Below are 18,191 nucleotides of genomic sequence, written 5' to 3'. Positions count from 1 at the left end.
AGGTAGCCCCAACATGAAAGTCGCTGACATTCGCGAAAAGTTTCTTGATTTCTTTGCCAGCAAAGGCCACACCAAGGTGGCTTCCAGCAGCCTGGTGCCGGGCAACGACCCCACCCTGTTGTTCACCAACAGTGGCATGGTGCAGTTCAAAGACGTGTTCACCGGCAAAGACAAACGCCCATACACACGGGCTACTTCCAGCCAGCGTTCAGTTCGCGCGGGCGGCAAGCACAACGACCTTGAAAACGTGGGTTACACGGCCCGCCATCACACCTTTTTTGAAATGCTGGGCAACTTCAGCTTTGGCGATTACTTCAAGGAAAACGCCATTCAGTACGCCTGGGAATTGTTGACCACGGTTTACAAGCTGCCGCCTGAACGCCTGTACGTCACGGTGTATCAGGAAGATGACGAAGCCTACAGCATCTGGAACAAGCAAGTGGGTGTGCCCGCCGAGCGCATTATTCGCATCGGCGACAACAAGGGCGCGCGTTACGCTTCCGACAATTTTTGGCAAATGGCCGACACCGGCCCTTGCGGCCCTTGCACCGAAATTTTCTACGACCATGGCCCCGAAGTGTGGGGTGGTCCACCCGGAAGCCCTGAAGAAGATGGTGACCGATACATTGAAGTGTGGAACCTGGTGTTCATGCAGTTTGACCGCAGCGCCGACGGTGTGTTGCACCCGCTGCCCAAGCCCTGCGTTGACACCGGCATGGGCCTGGAACGTATTGCTGCAGTGCTGCAGCATGTGCACAGCAACTACGAAATTGACCTGTTCCAAACTTTGATTAAAGCGGCCGCGCGAGAAGTGACTGCGCAGGGCAACGCGGTTGATTTGACCAACAATTCACTGCGGGTAATTGCCGACCACATTCGCGCCTGTTCATTTTTGGTGGTGGATGGCGTTATTCCCGGTAACGAGGGTCGCGGCTATGTGCTGCGCCGAATCATTCGCCGCGCCATTCGCCATGGCTACAAGCTGGGTTGCCGCAAGCCATTCTTCAACGCCTTGGTTGGTGATTTGGTGGCAGAAATGGGCGAAGCCTACCCTGAATTGGCCAAAGCGGCCGCACAGGTGCAAAGCATTTTGAAGGCCGAAGAAGAACGCTTCTTCGAGACCATTGAAAACGGCATGGCCATTCTGGATTCCGCCCTGGGTGCGTTGCCCAAGGGTGGCATGCTCGATGGTGAAACGGCATTTAAATTGCACGACACCTACGGCTTCCCGCTGGACTTGACCGCCGACGTGTGTCGAGAACGCGAAATGAGTGTGGATGAAGCTGCGTTTGACGCGGCCATGAACAAGCAAAAGCAGCAGGCCCGCGCAGCAGGCAAGTTCAAGATGGACGCTGACCTGGCCTACAGCGGCGTGGCTACTGAATTCAAGGGCTACGATGCGCTTGAAGTGGCCAACGCCACCATCACCGCCATTTATGTGAACGGCACCTCGGTGAACAGCATCACTGCCGGGCAGCAGGGCGTTGTTGTGTTGGACCAAACCCCTTTCTATGCCGAAAGTGGTGGCCAGGTGGGCGATCAGGGCGAAATTTCAAGTGGCGCAGCTTGCCTGAATTTGTTCCGCGTATTGGACACACAAAAAATTCAAGCCAATGTGTTTGGCCACCATGGCGAATTGGTGACTGGTGAATTGAAAGTGGGCGATGCAGTAGGCGCACAGGTTGACCACTACCAGCGCAATCGCACCATTCGCAACCACAGTGCCACCCACTTGATGCACAAGGCCCTTCGTGAAGTGCTTGGCGAACACGTCAGCCAAAAAGGCTCGCTGGTGGACGCTGAAAAAACCCGCTTCGACTTTGCACACCACAGCGCCATGACGCCCGAGCAAATTGCCCAGGTTGAGCGAATTGTGAACGAAGAAATTCTGGCCAATGCAGAAACGCAAGCCCGCATCATGGACATTGAAAGCGCCAAGAGCGCCGGCGCCATGATGTTGTTTGGCGAAAAGTATGGCGACACCGTGCGTGTGCTCGACATTGGTTCTTCTCGGGAATTGTGTGGTGGCACTCACGTGCAGCGCACCGGCGACATCGGCTTGTTCAAAATTACCAGCGAAAGCGGTGTGGCAGCCGGCATTCGCCGTGTGGAAGCCACCACTGGTCTGGGGGCGATGGAATTTGCCCAGAAGGCGCAAGCGCAGGTGGATGCAATTGCGCAAAGTCTGCGTGTGCCCGCTGCCGAGGCAACTGCCAAAATTGGCCAGATCATGGATCAGGTGAAAAACCTGGAAAAGGAACTGGACCGCTTGAAAAGCAAGCTGGCGGCGAGCCAGGGCGATGATTTGGCTGGGCAGGCAGTGGATGTGGGCGGCGTGAAAGTGCTGGCTGCGAAGCTGGAAGGTGCAGATGTGAAACAGCTGCGCGAAGCCGCTGACAAACTGCGCGACAAATTGGGCAATGCCGCTTTGGTATTGGCCACGGTGCTGGAAGGCAAGGTCAGTTTGATTGCCTCGGTCAGCAAAGAGGCAACCGCCAAGGTTAAAGCAGGTGACCTGGTCAACTTTGTTGCCCAACAAGTGGGTGGTAAAGGCGGTGGTCGACCCGACATGGCGCAGGCTGGCGGCACACAGCCGGAGAATCTGGATGCGGCATTGGCCAGTGTTGTGGATTGGGTTAAAAATAAATAATCAATCAGACCGGGACGCACCATGAGCAAAGCCATTTATCAGTACTGTCCCATGTGTGCCACAAAGCTGCACGAGCTGCAGCATTCTGGTCAGCCCCGCATGGCGTGCAGTGCTTGTGGCTTCGTGCAGTGGGGCAACCCGGTGCCCGTGGTGGCTGCATTGGTGGAGTTCGAGGGCAAGGTGCTGCTGGCCCGCAACGTGGCGTGGCCCGCACATTTTTACGCGCTCATTACCGGTTTTCTGGAACGCAATGAAACACCTGAGCAAGGTGCCATTCGCGAACTGAAAGAAGAAACCAATCTGGATGCAGTTGAAAGCAGCTTGATTGGGGTGTATCCCTTTCCGATGAAAAATGAAGTGATTATTTGTTATCACATCAAGGCGGTGGGCAACATTAACTTGTCGGAAGAACTGGCCGACTACAAGCTGGTAGAACCCGCTGAATTGCGCCCCTGGCGCATGGGCACTGGTTTGGCCATGGCCGATTGGCTAAGCGCCCGTCAGCTGCCTGTCAACTGGATTGAATTAAAATAGTGAAAAATCACAAGTAAGCTCACAAGCGAACTCAAGAGCAGTGAGCGATACACAAACAGGAGTAAGAGACATGAATTTTGACCGTGAAGTCGACGCCAGCGGATTGAATTGCCCGCTGCCCATTTTGAGAACCAAGAAGGCTTTGGCAGAAATGCAGAGCGGCCAGGTGCTCAAAGTGACTTCCACCGACCCAGGCTCGGTGCGCGATTTCGCCATGTTTGCCAAACAGACCGGCAACGAATTGGTAGAGCAGGCTGACCAGTCTGGCTCATTCGTTTTCTACATGAAGCGCCGTTAAACCGGCCGGCACCTGGTGAGCGTTGTTCTCGGCAAGCCCGAGGTGCCACAACATTGGTTGCTTGACGCCAATGTGCTGTTCTCTGAATGGACCCGTTGGCTGATGGTTGCGCTGGCTGAGCGCAGGCAGGCCACCTTGTATTGGACTCCCCACATCGAAAACGAGTGTTACCGAAATTTGGTTCGCTTGGGGCGTTTACATGCCGACGATGCGGACCAGGAGCGCCACGCCTTACCCAGCCGTTTACAGGCAGTGCTGTTGCCGCAAAACCACGAACCTTATCTGGCTGATGTTCGGCAGGTGGATGAAAAGGACCGCCATGTTGCTGCATCGGCCTTGGCTCTGCGGCACCAATTGCAACAACCCGTTGGTTTGCTCACCTGGAACTTGAAAGACTTTCCGAGAAAGCCGCTGTTGAAGCTTGGTGTGGTGCGGATGTGTCCCGATGAGCTTTGTGTAGAGCTGGCGAAAACCAAAACTGGCCTGCAGGCTTGTCTGGAACAAAGCGTACAGTTGATGCAGGCCAGCTTGGCCACACAGCCCAGCCAAAACCCCACGGCTTATCAAAGCAAGGCGAGTCCTTTGCCACAAAACAGCGAGGACTGGATCCAGTTTTTGGGAAGAAACCGCATGCACAAGACCGCAAAGGTTTATTCTCGTCCAAATTGACTACCCCGTTCTGGTTAGTTAGATTAGGCCACGGGCGTCATATGATTGTCATACACAAATTCCGGGAATTGTATGCTGAGACTAATTTACACATCGGTTCAAGTGCCGGGCTTTGATCGCCTGGCCTTTGAGCAATTGTGTGAGCAGGCGTCTCAAAACAACCGAAATCTGGGTATCGAGGGCCTGCTGTTGTGCAATGGCATGGAGTTTATGCAGTGCCTTGAAGGCCCCCGGGAAGCGGTGAGCTCAGTCTATAAAAAGATAGTGAAAGACCCCCGGCACTCTGACATTCGTCTGCTGGTGTCTGAGACCACCGAAGAGCTGATGTTTGAAAAGTGGTCTATGGTGGGCTTGGGCACCCGGCCACAATCGGCGTTGAGTGGCGAGTCTATTGCGTATACACTTCTTGATCATCGCTTGTATCGCCCCTGGAAGTCCCTTGGGCTCGGTGCAGCTGATTTAATTTATGAATATGCCAAGGTCAAAGCCGAGTTAGAAAAAGCAGGTGAAATGGGTCTGCTGAGCAAGGTGTTCGACGTGTATTAACCAAGATTCAAGCAGGTCGCAGTATGACAATTCCTTCCCTCCTTCGTGCAATTCCCCTGTTGTGTATGCTTCCCCTCGCTGCTCAGGCGCAAGCCCCAGCCCAAGGCTTGGTCAAAGTGACCCCTTTGGGTGGCCAGCAGGGCGAGTTTTGTCGCTTTGACCGCGCCATGATTTTCGAAGATCCGAATGGCACCCGGATTTTGTACGACGCTGGCCGCACAGTGGCGGGTGCTGAAGACCCCCGCTTGGGAAAAATTGATGTGGTGTTGGTGAGCCACATGCACGGTGACCACTTGGGCGACCGGCACAACCCGGCTCCGAATGCAGGCAGCTGTGACAAACCCGATATTTCCGCCAGTGCTTTGCCCAACTCCAACAGTGTGAACATTGCTGTAAAAACCGGTGCAAAAATTGTGACTGGCAGTGAAATGCCTTCCTTCTTTGCAGCCAAATTGAAACAAGCCGGCGGTGACGAGAAAAACTCGGTACTGGTTCGTTTCGGAGCAATGCAAACCATCAACGGTGTGGACATTACCACCGTACCTGCTGCGCACAGCAACGGCATTGCGGGTGATTTTGTTGGGCAACGATTGGGAGATATGCTCAAAGAAACAGGGATCACGGCCTATGCTGGCCCCGCCACTGGCTACGTGGTCAAGTTCAGCAATGGTTTAACGGTGTATCTGAGTGGCGACACGGGTATCACTGGAGAACAAAAAGAAGTGGTGGGTGAATTCTATAAGCCGCAATTGGCTGTGATGAACATCGGTGACACCTTCACCACTGGTCCGCGGGAGGCGGCTTATGTGGTGAATGAGTTGGTAGAGCCCAAAGCTGTCATTGCGAGCCATGCCAATGAAGTGGCCACCCAGAATGGCAAGGTAATTGCGGGTACAAAAACCGAGCAATTCATGAAGGCCAGCAAGGTGCCTGTGTACGTGCCGTTGAGTGATAGAACCATGAGTTTTGATGGCAAGGGCAGGTGCACTGCGGGTTGTTGATTACCCAGCGATTGTGGAAAAAAAAGCACCGAATGGTTCATTTCGGTGCTCTTTTTTTGTGCCTATTTCAACTTGTTTAGCTGGCTCTCCAGCTTTTCAAGCAAAGCGCTGAATTCGGCCAGCCTGGCTTTTTCCTGATCCACCACTGCTGCGGGTGCACGGTCTACAAAGCTGGCGTTGCCCAGTTTGCCATTGCACTTGGCAATCTCGATACGAATTTTTTCTGCTTCTTTGCCAATGCGGGCACGCTCGGCCTCCACATCAATTTCAATGTGCAGCATCAATTTCAGTTCGCCAACAATTTGCACGGGCGCCATGGAGTCTGCGGGCAGTGAATCAACCACATCGACTTTGCTCAGCTTGGCCAGCGCAGCCAATACCGGGCCGGTTTTTTCCAGAAACGCGCGTTGCTCGGCATTGCCTTCACAGCTGGCAATCAGCGGTGCTTTTTCGGCCGGACTTAAACCCATTTCGCCGCGCAGTGCGCGAATGGCGTCTACCGTGGCTTTCAGCTGGGCCACAAAGTTTTCAGCTTTTTCGTCAATGCGGCTGGGCACGCTGACCGGGTAAGCCTGGGTCATCAGGCTGGCTTGTACGCCTTCTTCTCGGCGGCCTGCCACCACGCTGACCGTTTGCCAAAGTTCCTCGGTGATGAACGGAATAATCGGGTGGGCCAAGCGCAATATGGTTTCCAGCACGCGTACCAGGGTGCGGCGGGTGGCGCGTTGCTGTGCGGGCGTGCCATTGGCAATTTGCACTTTGGCAATTTCAAGGTACCAGTCGCAGTACTCGTCCCACACAAACTGGTAAATGCTTTGCGCAATCAAGTCGAAGCGGTAGGTTTCGAAACCCTGTGCCACATCGGCTTCCACGCGCTGAAGGGTACTTGTTATCCAGCGGTCCGCTTGCGAAAAATCCAGGTAGCCGCCGGGCGTGCAGGCGTCTGCATCGTGGTCGCTCAGGCCACAATCTTGCCCTTCGGTATTCATCAGCACAAAGCGGGTGGCGTTCCACAGCTTGTTGCAGAAGTTGCGGTAACCGTCGCAACGCTTCTGGTCAAAGTTGATGTTTCGGCCCAAAGTGGCCAGGCTTGCGAAGGTAAAGCGCAGCGCATCGGCGCCGTAGGCGGGTATGCCTTCCGGAAATTCCTTGCGGGTTTTCTTTTCGATTTTCGGCGCGTCTTGCGGCTTGCTCAAGCCCGTGGTGCGTTTCACCAGCAGGGTGTCCAGGCTGCACCCATCAATCAAATCGACCGGGTCCAGGGTGTTGCCCACCGACTTGCTCATTTTTTTGCCTTCAGCATCCCGTACCAAGCCATGCACATACACGGTGTGGAAAGGCACCTGGCCCGTGAAGTGGGTGGTCATCATGATCATTCGGGCCACCCAGAAGAAAATGATGTCAAAACCAGTCACCAACACGGAGGAGGGCAGGAAGTGCGTCAGTTCTGGGGTTTCCTCGGGCCAACCCAGCGTGCTGAAGGGCACAAGTGCAGAGCTGAACCAGGTGTCCAGCACATCGTCGTCGCGCTTCAGTGCACCTGTGTAGCCAGCGGCGGCGGCCTTGGCGCGGGCATCTTCTTCAGTACGCGCCACAAACACCACGCCGTTCTCGCCGTACCAGGCCGGGATTTGGTGGCCCCACCACAATTGGCGGGAAATACACCAGTCTTGAATGTTGTTCAGCCACTGGTTGTATGTGTTCACCCACTGTTCGGGCACAAACTTCACCTGGCCTTGTTCTACTGCGTCAATCGCTTTTTGGGTGATGCTTTTGCCAGTGGCATCGCCTTCAGCGGCTTTGGTCATGGCCACAAACCACTGGTCGGTCAGCATGGGTTCAATCACCACGCCGGTGCGGTCGCCCTTGGGTACCATCAGTTTGTGGGGTTTTATTTCACCCAGCAGGCCCAGTTCTTCCAGGTCGGCCACAATCTGCTTGCGGGCTACAAAGCGGTCCATGCCCACATATTTCGCAGGCGCATTGTCCGCAATGGTGGCATCCAGGGTAAGAATGTTGATCAGCTCAAGCTTGTGGCGCTGGCCCACGGCATAGTCGTTAAAATCATGCGCCGGGGTTACCTTCACCACGCCCGTGCCGAAGCTGCTGTCTACGTATTCATCGGCAATAATGGTCAACTCACGGTTGCACAAGGGAAGCTGTACTTTCTTGCCGATCAGGTGCTGGTAGCGTTCATCCTCGGGATGCACCATCACGGCTGAATCGCCCAGCATGGTTTCCGGGCGCGTGGTGGCCACTGTAAGGTGGGTAAGGCCTTTCACCGGGTCTGCCTCCACCAGTGGGTACTTTAGTTCCCACAAATGGCCTTCGGTTTCCACACTTTCCACTTCCAGATCAGACACCGCTGTTTTCAGCACAGGGTCCCAGTTCACCAATCGCTTGCCACGGTAAATCAGGCCTTGTTCAAACAGCCGAACAAACACTTCAGTAACCGATTTGGACAAGGCGGGGTCCATGGTGAAGTACTCGCGCTGCCAATCCACACTCGCACCCATGCGGCGCATTTGCTCGGTAATTTTGCTGCCGCTCTCGTTTTTCCATTCCCAAATTTTTTCCACGAATTTTTCGCGACCCAAATCGTGGCGGGTAGTGTTCTTGGCGGCCAACTGGCGTTCAACCACAATTTGAGTGGCAATGCCTGCGTGGTCTGTGCCCGGTTGCCACAGGGTGTTGTGGCCACGCATGCGGTAATAACGCGTTAGCCCGTCCATGATGGTTTGATTAAACGCATGGCCCATGTGCAGGGTGCCGGTTACATTGGGTGGGGGCAGTTGAATGCAAAAGTCGGGCTTGCCCTCCACCGTGGTGGCCTTGGCATGGCCTTGGCGCTCCCATTCAGGGCCCCAGTGGGATTCAATGGCATTCGGGTCGAAACTTTTGGCAAGGGTCATGGCAGTGGTACTTGAAAATGAACAACGTCAACAATGGCTTAGCCCGGCATTATAGCGTTTGCGGGGGTGTTCCCGGCTTTGAGTTGTTTGGTCTGGACCATGAAAGCCCCTTTATTCCCCAATTTCGGTCCCCCCCTTGTACTGCACAATGTTCATACGTCCGACTGGGTGGCTGTCTTCTATTAGCCCTGTTCGAGTGAGGCTTTTTTAGAAATACAACGTTATGTTGTAAACCAATGACAGTTCAAAGAGGGGTGTCTCATGTTGAGTTCCATTAGTGCCAAATTCAGTGCCAGCCTGGTCACGGTGATTCTGCTGGGCGTGGTGGTGGGTGGCTTGGGTGTGTTTAACAGCAAGCGGATTATGGATGCCAATGCCAAAAACGAATTCACCCATGAGGTGATCGAGAATGTGCTTGGGGTTCGTGAAAATCTGGTGAATATTGAAACTGGCGAACGCGGATTTTTGCTGCGTGGTGATGATTCTTATCTGGCACCCTACAACGAGGGCAAAGAGCAGGTTCGCAAACACCTGGACAAGGCGGCCGAACTCACGGCGCACAACGCGGTGGTGACGGAGGAATTGCGTTTATTCAATGCCCACTATCGCACTTGGTTGAATTCCGTGGTGGATCCGCTGATCGACGCCAAGCGCTTGGTGATTGAGGGCAATATGGCCCCGGAAGATTTCAATGCTTTGGTGGACGCCACCCCGGGCAAGCCGCTGATGGACAAAATGCGTCAGGCTTTGGCCAAAGTGGAAGCTGAAGAATACCGTTTATTGAAGCAGCGCCAAGAGGCCAGCCAGGGTGTTTACCAACAATCCATCTGGATTACCGTGGCCATTACATTGTTTGCCCTGTTCACTGGTTTAACCTTGAACTTCCTGATTTCCCGTTTGTTTAAACGCAAGTTAGGCACTGCGACAATTCACATCAACGCTTTGGCAGAGGGAAGGCTGAACAGCAACATCAAGGTTGAGGGCAAAGACGAAGTGGACGGGCTGTTGCTTGCACTGGGCAAGGCACAAACCAATTTGCGTGGTTTGATTGAGGGTATTCGTGGTTCCACTGCCTCGTTGACTGAGAGTGCAAGTGCCGTGCGTACTTCGTCCGATGAAATGAACAAGGCGGCTTCTGAGCAGGCGGATGCCACGTCGTCCATGGCTGCGGCAGTCGAGCAATTGACTGTGTCGATCAGCCAGATCACTGAGAACTCCAACGATGCGTCACACACAGCCATGCAGGCCAAGCAGTCTGCCGATCAAGGCAGCGTCACTTTGGGCCAGGTGGTGGACGGCATTCGGAAAATTGCCAGCTCGGTGCAAGGCAGTGCCAGCACAGTGCGCTCGCTTGAGCAGCAGTCCAATGAAATTTCCGAGATTATTTCAACCATCACCGACATTGCCGACCGCACCAACTTGTTGGCCTTGAATGCGGCCATTGAGGCGGCACGTGCAGGTGAAAGCGGTCGTGGTTTTGCAGTGGTTGCCGATGAAGTACGCAAACTGGCTGAGCAAACGAAGGGCTCGTCTGAGCGCATTTCAACCATGGTGTTCCAGATTCAGAGCATTACCCAGCAGGCCTCCAAGTCCATGGAAGATTCGGTGGGTATGGTGAAGCAGGGCATTGAACAGGCAGACTCGGTATCGGGAACCATTGACCAGATCAAGGTCAATGCGGACCGCGTGAATGAGGCCATTCAGGCCATTACCGTGTCGATGAAAGAGCAAAGCAATGTGAGTGTTGAAATTAGCCGCAACGTGGAGCGTGTTGCGCAAATGACCGAAGAAAACACAGCGGCCATTGCGCAAAACAAGTATGTGGCTCAGCAAATTTCAGACTTGGCAGGCAGCTTGACGCAGTCTGTGCAGGTGTTCAAAACCTGATTATTTTTTCAGCGCGTCCAGCACTACTTTTTCAAACTCTTGCATCAGCTGGGGTTTGATCCGTAGCAGGGCGCGTTCGAACAGTTCAGGCAATTGCGCCCGCAAAATTTCAATTTGCGGGTCGCTCAAGTTGCCACTCAGGCGGTTACCCGTGGATTGTTCAATTTCCCGCAAACCCGATTCAATTACCTCGGTCAACAGGGGCGGGCCACCATCAAAATGTTCACTCATGTTGTTGTCCTTAAGCCCCGATTAACCGTTGGCGCGGTCAAAGGTATTCAGCGGGTAACCCCGTTCCTTGTAAAACTTGTAGCGTTGCCGCGCCAATGCCTTGTTGTCTTCGTCTGTGCCCACAATTTCAACGAGCCGTTCAAACCGCGCAAAAAACGGTGGCCATTGCTCATCCAGGTTAATCAACAAATCGTAGTGGGCAATGTCATCGGCCTTGTCGGTCAACACAATGGGCGTGTCGGCCACGCCGGGGTGGCCACTGACCACATGGGGTAAAAAGTCCTCTTCCGAGAACGTCCACAGCAGCTTGTCCAGGTTTTCAAGTACCTCGGAGCGGGTGCTGTAGCACACAATTTTTAAACTGCTGCCGTACGCCTTTCGAATCAATCGACAGGTGTACAGCAGGTGGTCCGACACATTGAGGTGAAAGTCAATTCGGGTCAATTCACAACCCTCAGGATTTTGCACGCTTCATGACAAACTCGGCCAGCAAGGGCACTGGTCGACCACTGGCACCCTTGGCCTTGCCGGAATGCCAGGCTGTACCCGCGATGTCCAGGTGGGCCCAGCTGTAGGCCTTGGTGTACTTCTGCAGGAAGCAGGCTGCGGTCACGCTGCCTGCGGGTGGGCCACCAATATTGGCCATGTCGGCAAAATTGCTTTTCAGCTGTTCATGGTATTCCTCGTCCAAGGGCATGCGCCAAGCGGTGTCCAATGCGTTTTGGCCTGCTTTGAACAATTCATTGGCCAGCTCGTCATCGGGGCTGAACAAGCCACTGTTGACGTGGCCAAGCGCCACAATACAGGCACCTGTCAGTGTGGCGACATCAACCACTGCGGCGGGGTTGAACCGTTCAACGTAGGTGAGTGCGTCACACAGAATAAGGCGGCCCTCTGCATCGGTATTCAGGATTTCAATGGTTTGACCACTCATGGACACCACCACATCACCGGGCTTGCTGGCGTTGCCGGCCGGCATGTTTTCGGCCGTGGGTACCACCACAATCAGGTTCAGGGCCAATTTCATTTCAGCGGCGGCTTTCATGGTGCCCAACACGCTGGCTGCGCCACACATGTCGTATTTCATTTCGTCCATGCCAGCGCCAGGCTTCAGGGAAATGCCGCCGGTGTCAAAGGTAATACCCTTGCCAACCAAAACCACGGGTGCTTCTTTGGGGTCTTTTGCGCCGTTGTACTTCAGCACAATCAGCTTTGGGGGTTCACTGGAAGCCTTGCCCACCGACAACAGGCTGAACATGCCCAGCGCTTCCATTTTTTTGTGGTCCAGCACGTCAACGCCCAGCTTGTATTGCTTGGCCAGGGCTTTGGCTGTTTCAGCCAGGTAATTTGGAGTGCAAATATTGCCGGGCAAGTTGCCAAGGTCTTTGGTCAGCTGCATGCCATTGCCAATCGCTTGGCCAATCGCGGCGCCTTTTTCAACAGCCTCTTGGGTGGATTTGGTGCAGGCCAGCTCGAAGGCGGGAGGGGCGGCTGCGTCTTCATCCTGTTTTTTGCAGGCCGAGAAGCTGTAAAAACTCTCGGTGATGGTGCGTGCGCACAAAGCCGCAATTTCCTTGTCGCTGCTTTTCTTGGGCACTTCTTGGTTCACGGCGAAAAATACCTTCGCAGGCTTCAGGCCTTTGAGTGCTTCGCAGGCGGCACTGGTGGCTTTTCGCAGGGTTTTGGTGTTCAGCTTGTCGGCTTCATCCAGACCCACCAGCACGTACACCGGCGCGCCGGCTTTCGCGGTGTTGAAAACCACGCGGCAACTGCCAGCATTTCCCAGGTTTTTATCGGTTTTACAGGCATTGGCCACCAAGCCTTCTGTGTCAACATCGGCCCGTTTCGCGGCGGCGGTCAGTTCGCCCTCCTTGTACACCGCAACCACTGCCACATCGCAACCCTTGGTTGGCACCGGCCCGCCAGCAGTCACTTCGGCAACAGCGCCCGTACCCGCCTTGAAGCTGAACATGGGTGGCGGCGTGGGCGCCGCTTTTTTGGCAACACGTGGGGAGCTGGGTTTTTTGGCTTTGGGTGTGGCTGGTGTTGTTGTCATGGTGTTCCTTGTTGCGATTAATGCTCGACCATTCAAAACGAATGCATGCGACAATCTACCATTATTAACAAGCTGGGTTGGCGAGTCAAAGCACAGCCCACCTGCATTGCATGCTGTTTCGATCCACTTTTCGAAAAGACTTCGCACAAACAGCAGGCGCCACCTTCGTGGCCCTGTTCACCATCATTGTGACCACTGTGCTGGTTCGCACCCTGGGTCAGGCTGCGGGCGGCAAGGTTGACAACGCTGAAGTATTTACACTCATTTTATTGGGCGGTCTTCAATACCTGCCGGCTGCCTTGGTCATCACTGTGTTCATCGCCGTCATGGGTGTGGTATCGCGTGCCTTCAAGGAACAGGAAATGACTGCCTGGTTTGCCTCGGGTGTGTCGCTGTTCTCGCTGGTGCGGCCCGTGCTGCGCTTTGCCGTGCCGCTCACCGTGTTGGCCATGGTGTGCTCGGTGTGGCTTACGCCGTGGGCCAAAGCCGAACTGGATGCTGCCAAAGATCGTTTTGCCAAACGCAGTGATGTGAGCAAGGTCAGCGCAGGGCAGTTCAGGGAATCAGGCGAAGGCAACCGCGTGTTTTTCGTAGAGCGTCAATCTGAAGTGACCAAGCAGGTCGAAAATGTATTTGTGGTCGACTCCAAAGGCGATACCCGAACAGTAGTTTCGGCTGCACGTGGCAGCGTGGAAGTGGATGCCGGCGGCCAGCCCTACCTGGTGTTGAGTGGCGGGCGCCGCGCTACTCTGGACGGCACCGGTGAGCGATTTACCAGCACCGAGTTTGAAACTTATGGCTTGGCCATTGACAACACATTGGGTGCAGCGCCCAGTTTTCAGTTGCAACATCGCCGTGTCGATTTGCTGATCGCCGATTTTTCACCCGCCGCTCAAGGCGAACTGTTGTGGCGAATCAGCTTGCCCTTGTCTGCCCTGGCACTGGGTTTGCTGGCCATTCCATTGGCCTTTGTCAATCCGCGCGGCGGCAATTCACTGAACCAGCTTTTTGCCCTGTTGATTTATCTCACCTACAGCAACATCGTGTCGGTCACCCAAAGCATGGTCACCAAGGAAACCCTCGACTTCTGGGTGGCTTTAGTACTGCCACATGCCAGCGTATTGCTGATGTTTTACCTGTTGATGGTGAAGCGCAACCGCCCTGCGGGTGCGCCTCTGCTTCGCTGGCGCAGACCGGGTCGTGCCCTTGATTTGCAAGACGTGGTGGCGGGCCAGGAGATCAAGCGATGAAAATGTCCTCCCGCGATGTTCGCAAACAGGTCAGCAAACCATTTCAGGTACCCCATTCGCTGCTGGTGTATTTTCGCAGCGAGCTGTACAAAGCCATCAGTTTTGTGATGGTTGCGTTTGTCGGTTTATTCGCGTTTTTTGATTTGATCGCCGAGGTAGACCGTTTGAGTTTGCCCGGCACCAGCTGGTTTTATTATTTCATCGCCGTGTTGCTGGGCCTGCCCGCACGGGTTTACGAAATAGCGCCCATCGCCGCGCTGATTGGTTCCATATACGCGCTGGTTCAATTGGCCGCCAGCAGTGAATTGACTGCCATGCGAGCCGCGGGCTTAAGCACCACCAGCATGCTGAAAATGCTGGTTCGAATTGCAGCTGGGGTGGTGGTGATTACGGTGTTGTTTGGCGAGGGCGTGGCACCCTTGGCTGAAAGGGCAGCAGTGCCCATGCGCGCCAAGGCACTGGGTTACGAGGTAGATCGAGATTTCCGCAGTGGTTACTGGATGCGCGACACCTACAGTGCCCCGGATGCAGAGTCGAGGGTGCGTTTCGTGAATTTTGATTCATTCAACAAAGACGGCGAATTGCTCAAACTTGAATACTATGAGCTCGATCCTGAATCCAGAATTCGTGCTTGGGTTCGCGCTGAAAGTGCAAAGTTTGATCCGGACAGTGGCGATTGGGAATTGCGCAATGTTTTGCTGCAGCGTTATTTCGATGAGGCAGTGAACAACCCCGATGCGGCCCGTGCGGGTTTAACCATTCAGGCCAGTGAATTTGAATCACTCGACACCATGCGCTGGACCTCGAATTTGTCCCCAGAGTTGCTCACGGGTTTATTCGTTCGCCCTGACCGCATGAGCGCCTGGCAGTTGTACAACTACTCGAAATTCCTGAGCAGTAATTTGCAGGCCACTGACAACATTGATTTGGCCTTCGCCAAAAAAATAATGTACCCGTTTGCCATTCTCATCATGATGATGATCTCGCTGCCGTTTGCCTACCTGCATTTCCGCTCGGGCAGTGTCAGCGTAAAGGTGTTTGCGGGCATCATGATTGGCGTGGGTTTCCATTTGGTCAACAACCTGTTTTCCCACCTCAGCATGGTGGCCAGTTTCCCGCCCTTTGTGAGCGCTGCTTTGCCCAGCCTGCTGGGATTTGTGGTGGGTATGGGGGCATTGTGGTGGGTGTCGCAACCAGCGCCTTGGCGTACTTTGAATGTATTGAGGAACCGATGAGCAGTACCGGAAAAAAAGCGATCGTGTTGTTTGGCCACGGCGCGCGCGATCCGCAGTGGGCCGAGCCCATGAAACATTTGCAGAGCCTGTTGGTGGCGCAGTTGCCCGGTGTGCAGGTCGAACTGGCCTTTCTGGAACTGATGGCCCCCAGCTTGCCTGATACCGTGGATTGCATGGCGCAAGGTGGGGTGAAGCACATTCAAGTGGTGCCTATTTTCTTTGGTCGGGGCGGACACTTGAAAAATGATTTCCCGGTGATCATGGCTGAAATGAAAGCCAGACACCCGGGTTTGAACATTGAAGCCACAACGGCTGTGGGTCAGTGGGATGCAGTGTGGCAAGCAATTGCCACTGAAATTGTTCAGCAGGTTTAATCAAAACAACTGGAGATACAACATGAAGAAATGGTTGCTGTTGGCTGCGCTGTGTTTTTCCATTCCCGCCCACGCACAATCGACCGAGGCCGCTTGTCAGGCCAAGGCTGTGAGCAAAGAGGGCAAGCCCTTGGCGGGTGCTGCAAAAAATTCGTTCATGAAAAAATGCCTGGCTGAAAACAAGGCCAGCTGCGAAGAACGCGCGGTGGGTAAAGACGGAAAGAAGCTGGCCGGTGCAGCCAAGAACTCATTTATGAAGAAGTGCGAGGCCGCTGCGGGTTAAATGCCCGCTTTACCGACGATCAAGCAGCTTTGTTCGATCCGAATAACGACCCGGTCAATTCAACACTGGCCGGGTTTTTATTGCCGGTGAGCAATTCAGCCTGCGCTTTGGCCAGCGCTTGCCCAATCAGGATAAGGCAAGGTCCATCGGTAAGTTGTTCCGAAGAAAACAAGGGCAGCTTGCCCAGGTTCAGTGGTGTAAATTTCTCGGAGGGCAATGACACGCTCTCGCACAGAATGACGGGAGTGTTGGGATTGCGGCCTTTTTCAAGCAAGGCAGCAGCCCAAGGCCCAGCCTGACGCAAACCCATGTACACAGCCACGGTGTCGTTTTCAGTGCCGGTGAACAATTCGGTGCTGGGTACTTCATCAGCGCCCACTGAAGGGGTGGTTAAAGTAAGGCTGCGGGCCACACCACGCAAGGTGAGCGAGGCTTGCAGGCTGCTGGCCGCCGCCAGTGCAGCAGTAACACCAGGCACCACTTCAACGGTGTGGCCTGCGGTTTTCAGTGCGGTAATTTCTTCATCGGCACGGCCAAACACCATGGGGTCGCCGCCTTTCAGGCGCACAACCAAGCGGTATTTCTCAGCCGCTTCAACAAGCTGTTTGTTGATGAAGTGCTGGGCAGTCGATTTCTTGCCGCATCGTTTTCCAACGGCGACAAGTTTTGCATTGGGATGGGCTTCAGAAAGAAGAGAGGGACTGACCAGCGCGTCGTAAAACACACAGTCTGCCTGCATCAACAGCTTCAGGCCGCGAACGGTGATTAAATCTTCCGCTCCAGGTCCTGCTCCAATCAACACAACGCGTCCCATCTCAAAAGTCCCTATTTAAGAACAAGCAACCAACAACCGGGTGAAGGGTCGTTGCTTAGTTCTTTGCAACGATCATGCCAGCGGCCACGGTTTGGTTGGTGGCCCCGTCAATCAAGATAAAACTGCCTGTTGCCCGGCATTCTGTGTACAAATCCGCCACGATAGGCTGGGCCAGCACCAATTCAATCTGTGCGATGTCGTTCATTTGCACCGTTTTGGTGCTTTCGCCATGCAGCAGGGTGTGAATGTCGAGCACCAAATTCACCGATTTAATTTTGGCTTGGGTTTGGCGAGTGGTCTGCTTGATCCAGTACTTGCGTGCAGGGTTCAATGGTTCATTGTCCAGCCAGCAAATGTCGGCCGTCAATGCCTTCACCGGGGCGTGGTTTACAGTGTCGCCACTGCTGACAATTTGATCCCCACGGGACACGTCCACATCGCGGTCCAGCACCAGTGTTACGCACTGACCCAGGTGGGCTTCTGGCAAGTCGTCATTCAAAAACACGATGCGAGATACCACGGCGCTTTGGCCTGAAGGATGCACCACCACCGTGTCGCCAACTTTCACACTGCCGCCTTCGACTCGGCCCATGTAGCCGCGGAAATCTTCGGCTTTGTGACCATCGTGGCGTGCCACCAATTGCACCGGGAAACGGAAACCCACTTTGTGAGCAGCCTCTGCGCGGTCAGCACGGCTGGGGATGTTTTCCAGAATGGGCAGCAGGGGCTGGCCGGTGTACCAAGGTGTTTTGGGGCTGGCAGTAACCACGTTGTCACCCGTGAGGGCGGAAATGGGCAGCACCAGCGCCTCTTGCACGCCAACGGTAACAGCCAGTTCTCGCACGGCTTTTTCAGTCGCAATGAATTTGGCCTGATCAAAATCAACCAGGTCCATTTTGTTTACGGCAAACAAAATGGCGGGAATACCCAGCTTGCCGGCAATTGCACTGTGGCGTTTGGTTTGGGCCAGCAGCGTGGCTTTCAGGCCTTCTGTGCTTTCTTCAAAAGTAACGCGGGTAATGTCGACCAGCACAATCGCTACGTCGGCTGTGGACGCACCAGTCACCATGTTGCGGGTGTACTGCTCGTGGCCCGGTGTGTCGGCCACAATAAATTTGCGCGCAGGCGTGGCGAAGTAGCGGTAAGCCACGTCGATGGTAATGCCTTGCTCACGCTCGGCTTCCAAGCCATCGGTTAGCAATGAAAAGTCGATGGTATCGCCGGCAGTGCGCTTGTTTTTTGCCTTGGAAATGGCAGCCAGCTGGTCGGCAAAAATACCTTTGCTGTCAAAGAGCAGGCGGCCGATCAGGGTAGACTTTCCGTCGTCGACAGAACCGGCTGTGATGAAGCGCAGTACCCCATGGTCTTGGGTGCTCAGTTTCAAGGCTTCGTTAATTGCATTCATGGTATTCATCTCGTTGTTTATTTCGCGCGTGTGTTTCTCGTAGGCC

At 54.5% G+C, this 18,191-nt stretch carries 17 protein-coding genes; 11 read left to right on the top strand and 6 right to left on the bottom strand.

Going from position 1 to position 18,191, the window contains the following annotated elements; translation table 11 throughout:
- Nucleotides 1-13: 13 nt before the first annotated feature.
- From alaS to B4C79_RS11495, 6 genes are all read left to right on the top strand, one after another.
- Nucleotides 14-2,650: an alanine--tRNA ligase gene (alaS, locus tag B4C79_RS11520; RefSeq protein WP_291752320.1), complete on the top strand. Its 2,637-nt coding sequence runs from the start codon at nt 14-16 to the stop codon at nt 2,648-2,650.
- A 21-nt stretch (nt 2,651-2,671) separates the two neighbouring features.
- Nucleotides 2,672-3,184 (top strand): NUDIX domain-containing protein, encoded by a 513-nt coding sequence (locus B4C79_RS11515; RefSeq protein ID WP_291741657.1) that lies wholly within the window; start codon nt 2,672-2,674, stop codon nt 3,182-3,184.
- A 70-nt stretch (nt 3,185-3,254) separates the two neighbouring features.
- Nucleotides 3,255-3,482: a sulfurtransferase TusA family protein gene (locus tag B4C79_RS11510; protein ID WP_008252019.1), complete on the top strand. Its 228-nt coding sequence runs from the start codon at nt 3,255-3,257 to the stop codon at nt 3,480-3,482.
- 15 nt (nt 3,483-3,497) lie between these two features.
- Nucleotides 3,498-4,151: a PIN domain-containing protein gene (locus B4C79_RS11505; RefSeq protein ID WP_171100399.1), complete on the top strand. Its 654-nt coding sequence runs from the start codon at nt 3,498-3,500 to the stop codon at nt 4,149-4,151.
- 72 nt (nt 4,152-4,223) lie between these two features.
- A complete protein-coding gene (locus B4C79_RS11500; protein ID WP_171100397.1) occupies nt 4,224-4,697 on the top strand; it encodes a BLUF domain-containing protein in 474 nt (157 codons plus the stop codon).
- A 23-nt stretch (nt 4,698-4,720) separates the two neighbouring features.
- Nucleotides 4,721-5,698: an MBL fold metallo-hydrolase gene (locus B4C79_RS11495; RefSeq protein ID WP_291741660.1), complete on the top strand. Its 978-nt coding sequence runs from the start codon at nt 4,721-4,723 to the stop codon at nt 5,696-5,698.
- 62 nt (nt 5,699-5,760) lie between these two features.
- Here B4C79_RS11495 and B4C79_RS11490 read toward each other — a convergent pair whose 3' ends face one another.
- Nucleotides 5,761-8,610 carry a valine--tRNA ligase gene (locus B4C79_RS11490; protein WP_291752318.1) on the bottom strand — a complete coding sequence of 950 codons (2,850 nt, stop codon included), beginning with the start codon at nt 8,608-8,610 and terminating at the stop codon, nt 5,761-5,763.
- 261 nt (nt 8,611-8,871) lie between these two features.
- Between B4C79_RS11490 and B4C79_RS11485 the strand changes: the two genes are divergently transcribed.
- On the top strand, nt 8,872-10,497 hold the full coding sequence (locus B4C79_RS11485; RefSeq protein ID WP_291740337.1) for a methyl-accepting chemotaxis protein: 1,626 nt from the start codon (nt 8,872-8,874) through the stop codon (nt 10,495-10,497).
- Here the strand turns inward: B4C79_RS11485 and B4C79_RS11480 are convergent, their stop codons facing one another.
- The 3 genes from B4C79_RS11480 to B4C79_RS11470 are packed head-to-tail and all read right to left on the bottom strand — an operon-like array spanning nt 10,498 to nt 12,784.
- Entirely contained in the window at nt 10,498-10,728 is a 231-nt protein-coding gene (locus B4C79_RS11480) for a hypothetical protein (RefSeq protein ID WP_105027157.1), read from the bottom strand.
- A gap of 21 nt (nt 10,729-10,749) precedes the next feature.
- Entirely contained in the window at nt 10,750-11,172 is a 423-nt protein-coding gene (locus B4C79_RS11475; protein WP_291740339.1) for a DNA polymerase III subunit chi, read from the bottom strand.
- 10 nt (nt 11,173-11,182) lie between these two features.
- Entirely contained in the window at nt 11,183-12,784 is a 1,602-nt protein-coding gene (locus B4C79_RS11470; RefSeq protein WP_291752316.1) for a leucyl aminopeptidase, read from the bottom strand.
- 110 nt (nt 12,785-12,894) lie between these two features.
- Here B4C79_RS11470 and lptF point away from each other — a divergent pair, with 110 nt between their 5' ends.
- The 4 genes from lptF to B4C79_RS11450 are packed head-to-tail and all read left to right on the top strand — an operon-like array spanning nt 12,895 to nt 15,926.
- Nucleotides 12,895-14,034: an LPS export ABC transporter permease LptF gene (gene lptF / locus B4C79_RS11465; RefSeq protein ID WP_291739701.1), complete on the top strand. Its 1,140-nt coding sequence runs from the start codon at nt 12,895-12,897 to the stop codon at nt 14,032-14,034.
- On the top strand, nt 14,031-15,269 hold the full coding sequence (gene lptG, locus B4C79_RS11460) for an LPS export ABC transporter permease LptG (protein WP_105027154.1): 1,239 nt from the start codon (nt 14,031-14,033) through the stop codon (nt 15,267-15,269). Before lptF ends, lptG begins: the two co-directional genes overlap by 4 nt.
- A complete protein-coding gene (locus B4C79_RS11455) occupies nt 15,266-15,643 on the top strand; it encodes a sirohydrochlorin chelatase (protein WP_291739703.1) in 378 nt (125 codons plus the stop codon). The genes lptG and B4C79_RS11455 overlap by 4 nt, the downstream gene beginning before the upstream one ends.
- 22 nt (nt 15,644-15,665) lie before the next feature.
- Nucleotides 15,666-15,926, top strand: coding sequence for a hypothetical protein (locus tag B4C79_RS11450; RefSeq protein WP_008252035.1), 261 nt, complete (start codon nt 15,666-15,668; stop codon nt 15,924-15,926).
- 19 nt (nt 15,927-15,945) lie between these two features.
- On the opposite strand, the gene cobA is transcribed toward B4C79_RS11450, so the two are convergent.
- Nucleotides 15,946-16,740, bottom strand: coding sequence for a uroporphyrinogen-III C-methyltransferase (gene cobA, locus B4C79_RS11445; protein ID WP_291752314.1), 795 nt, complete (start codon nt 16,738-16,740; stop codon nt 15,946-15,948).
- A 55-nt stretch (nt 16,741-16,795) separates the two neighbouring features.
- Nucleotides 16,796-18,145 (bottom strand): sulfate adenylyltransferase subunit 1, encoded by a 1,350-nt coding sequence (locus B4C79_RS11440; protein ID WP_105027151.1) that lies wholly within the window; start codon nt 18,143-18,145, stop codon nt 16,796-16,798.
- Nucleotides 18,146-18,191: the final 46 nt, after the last annotated feature.

It is taken from the genome of Limnobacter sp. UBA7229 (genome assembly GCF_002473065.1).
In the GTDB taxonomy this organism is placed as follows: domain Bacteria; phylum Pseudomonadota; class Gammaproteobacteria; order Burkholderiales; family Burkholderiaceae_B; genus Limnobacter; species Limnobacter profundi.
Note: the sequence above shows the minus strand (reverse complement) of the source record. Positions and strands in the feature narration are given on the sequence as shown.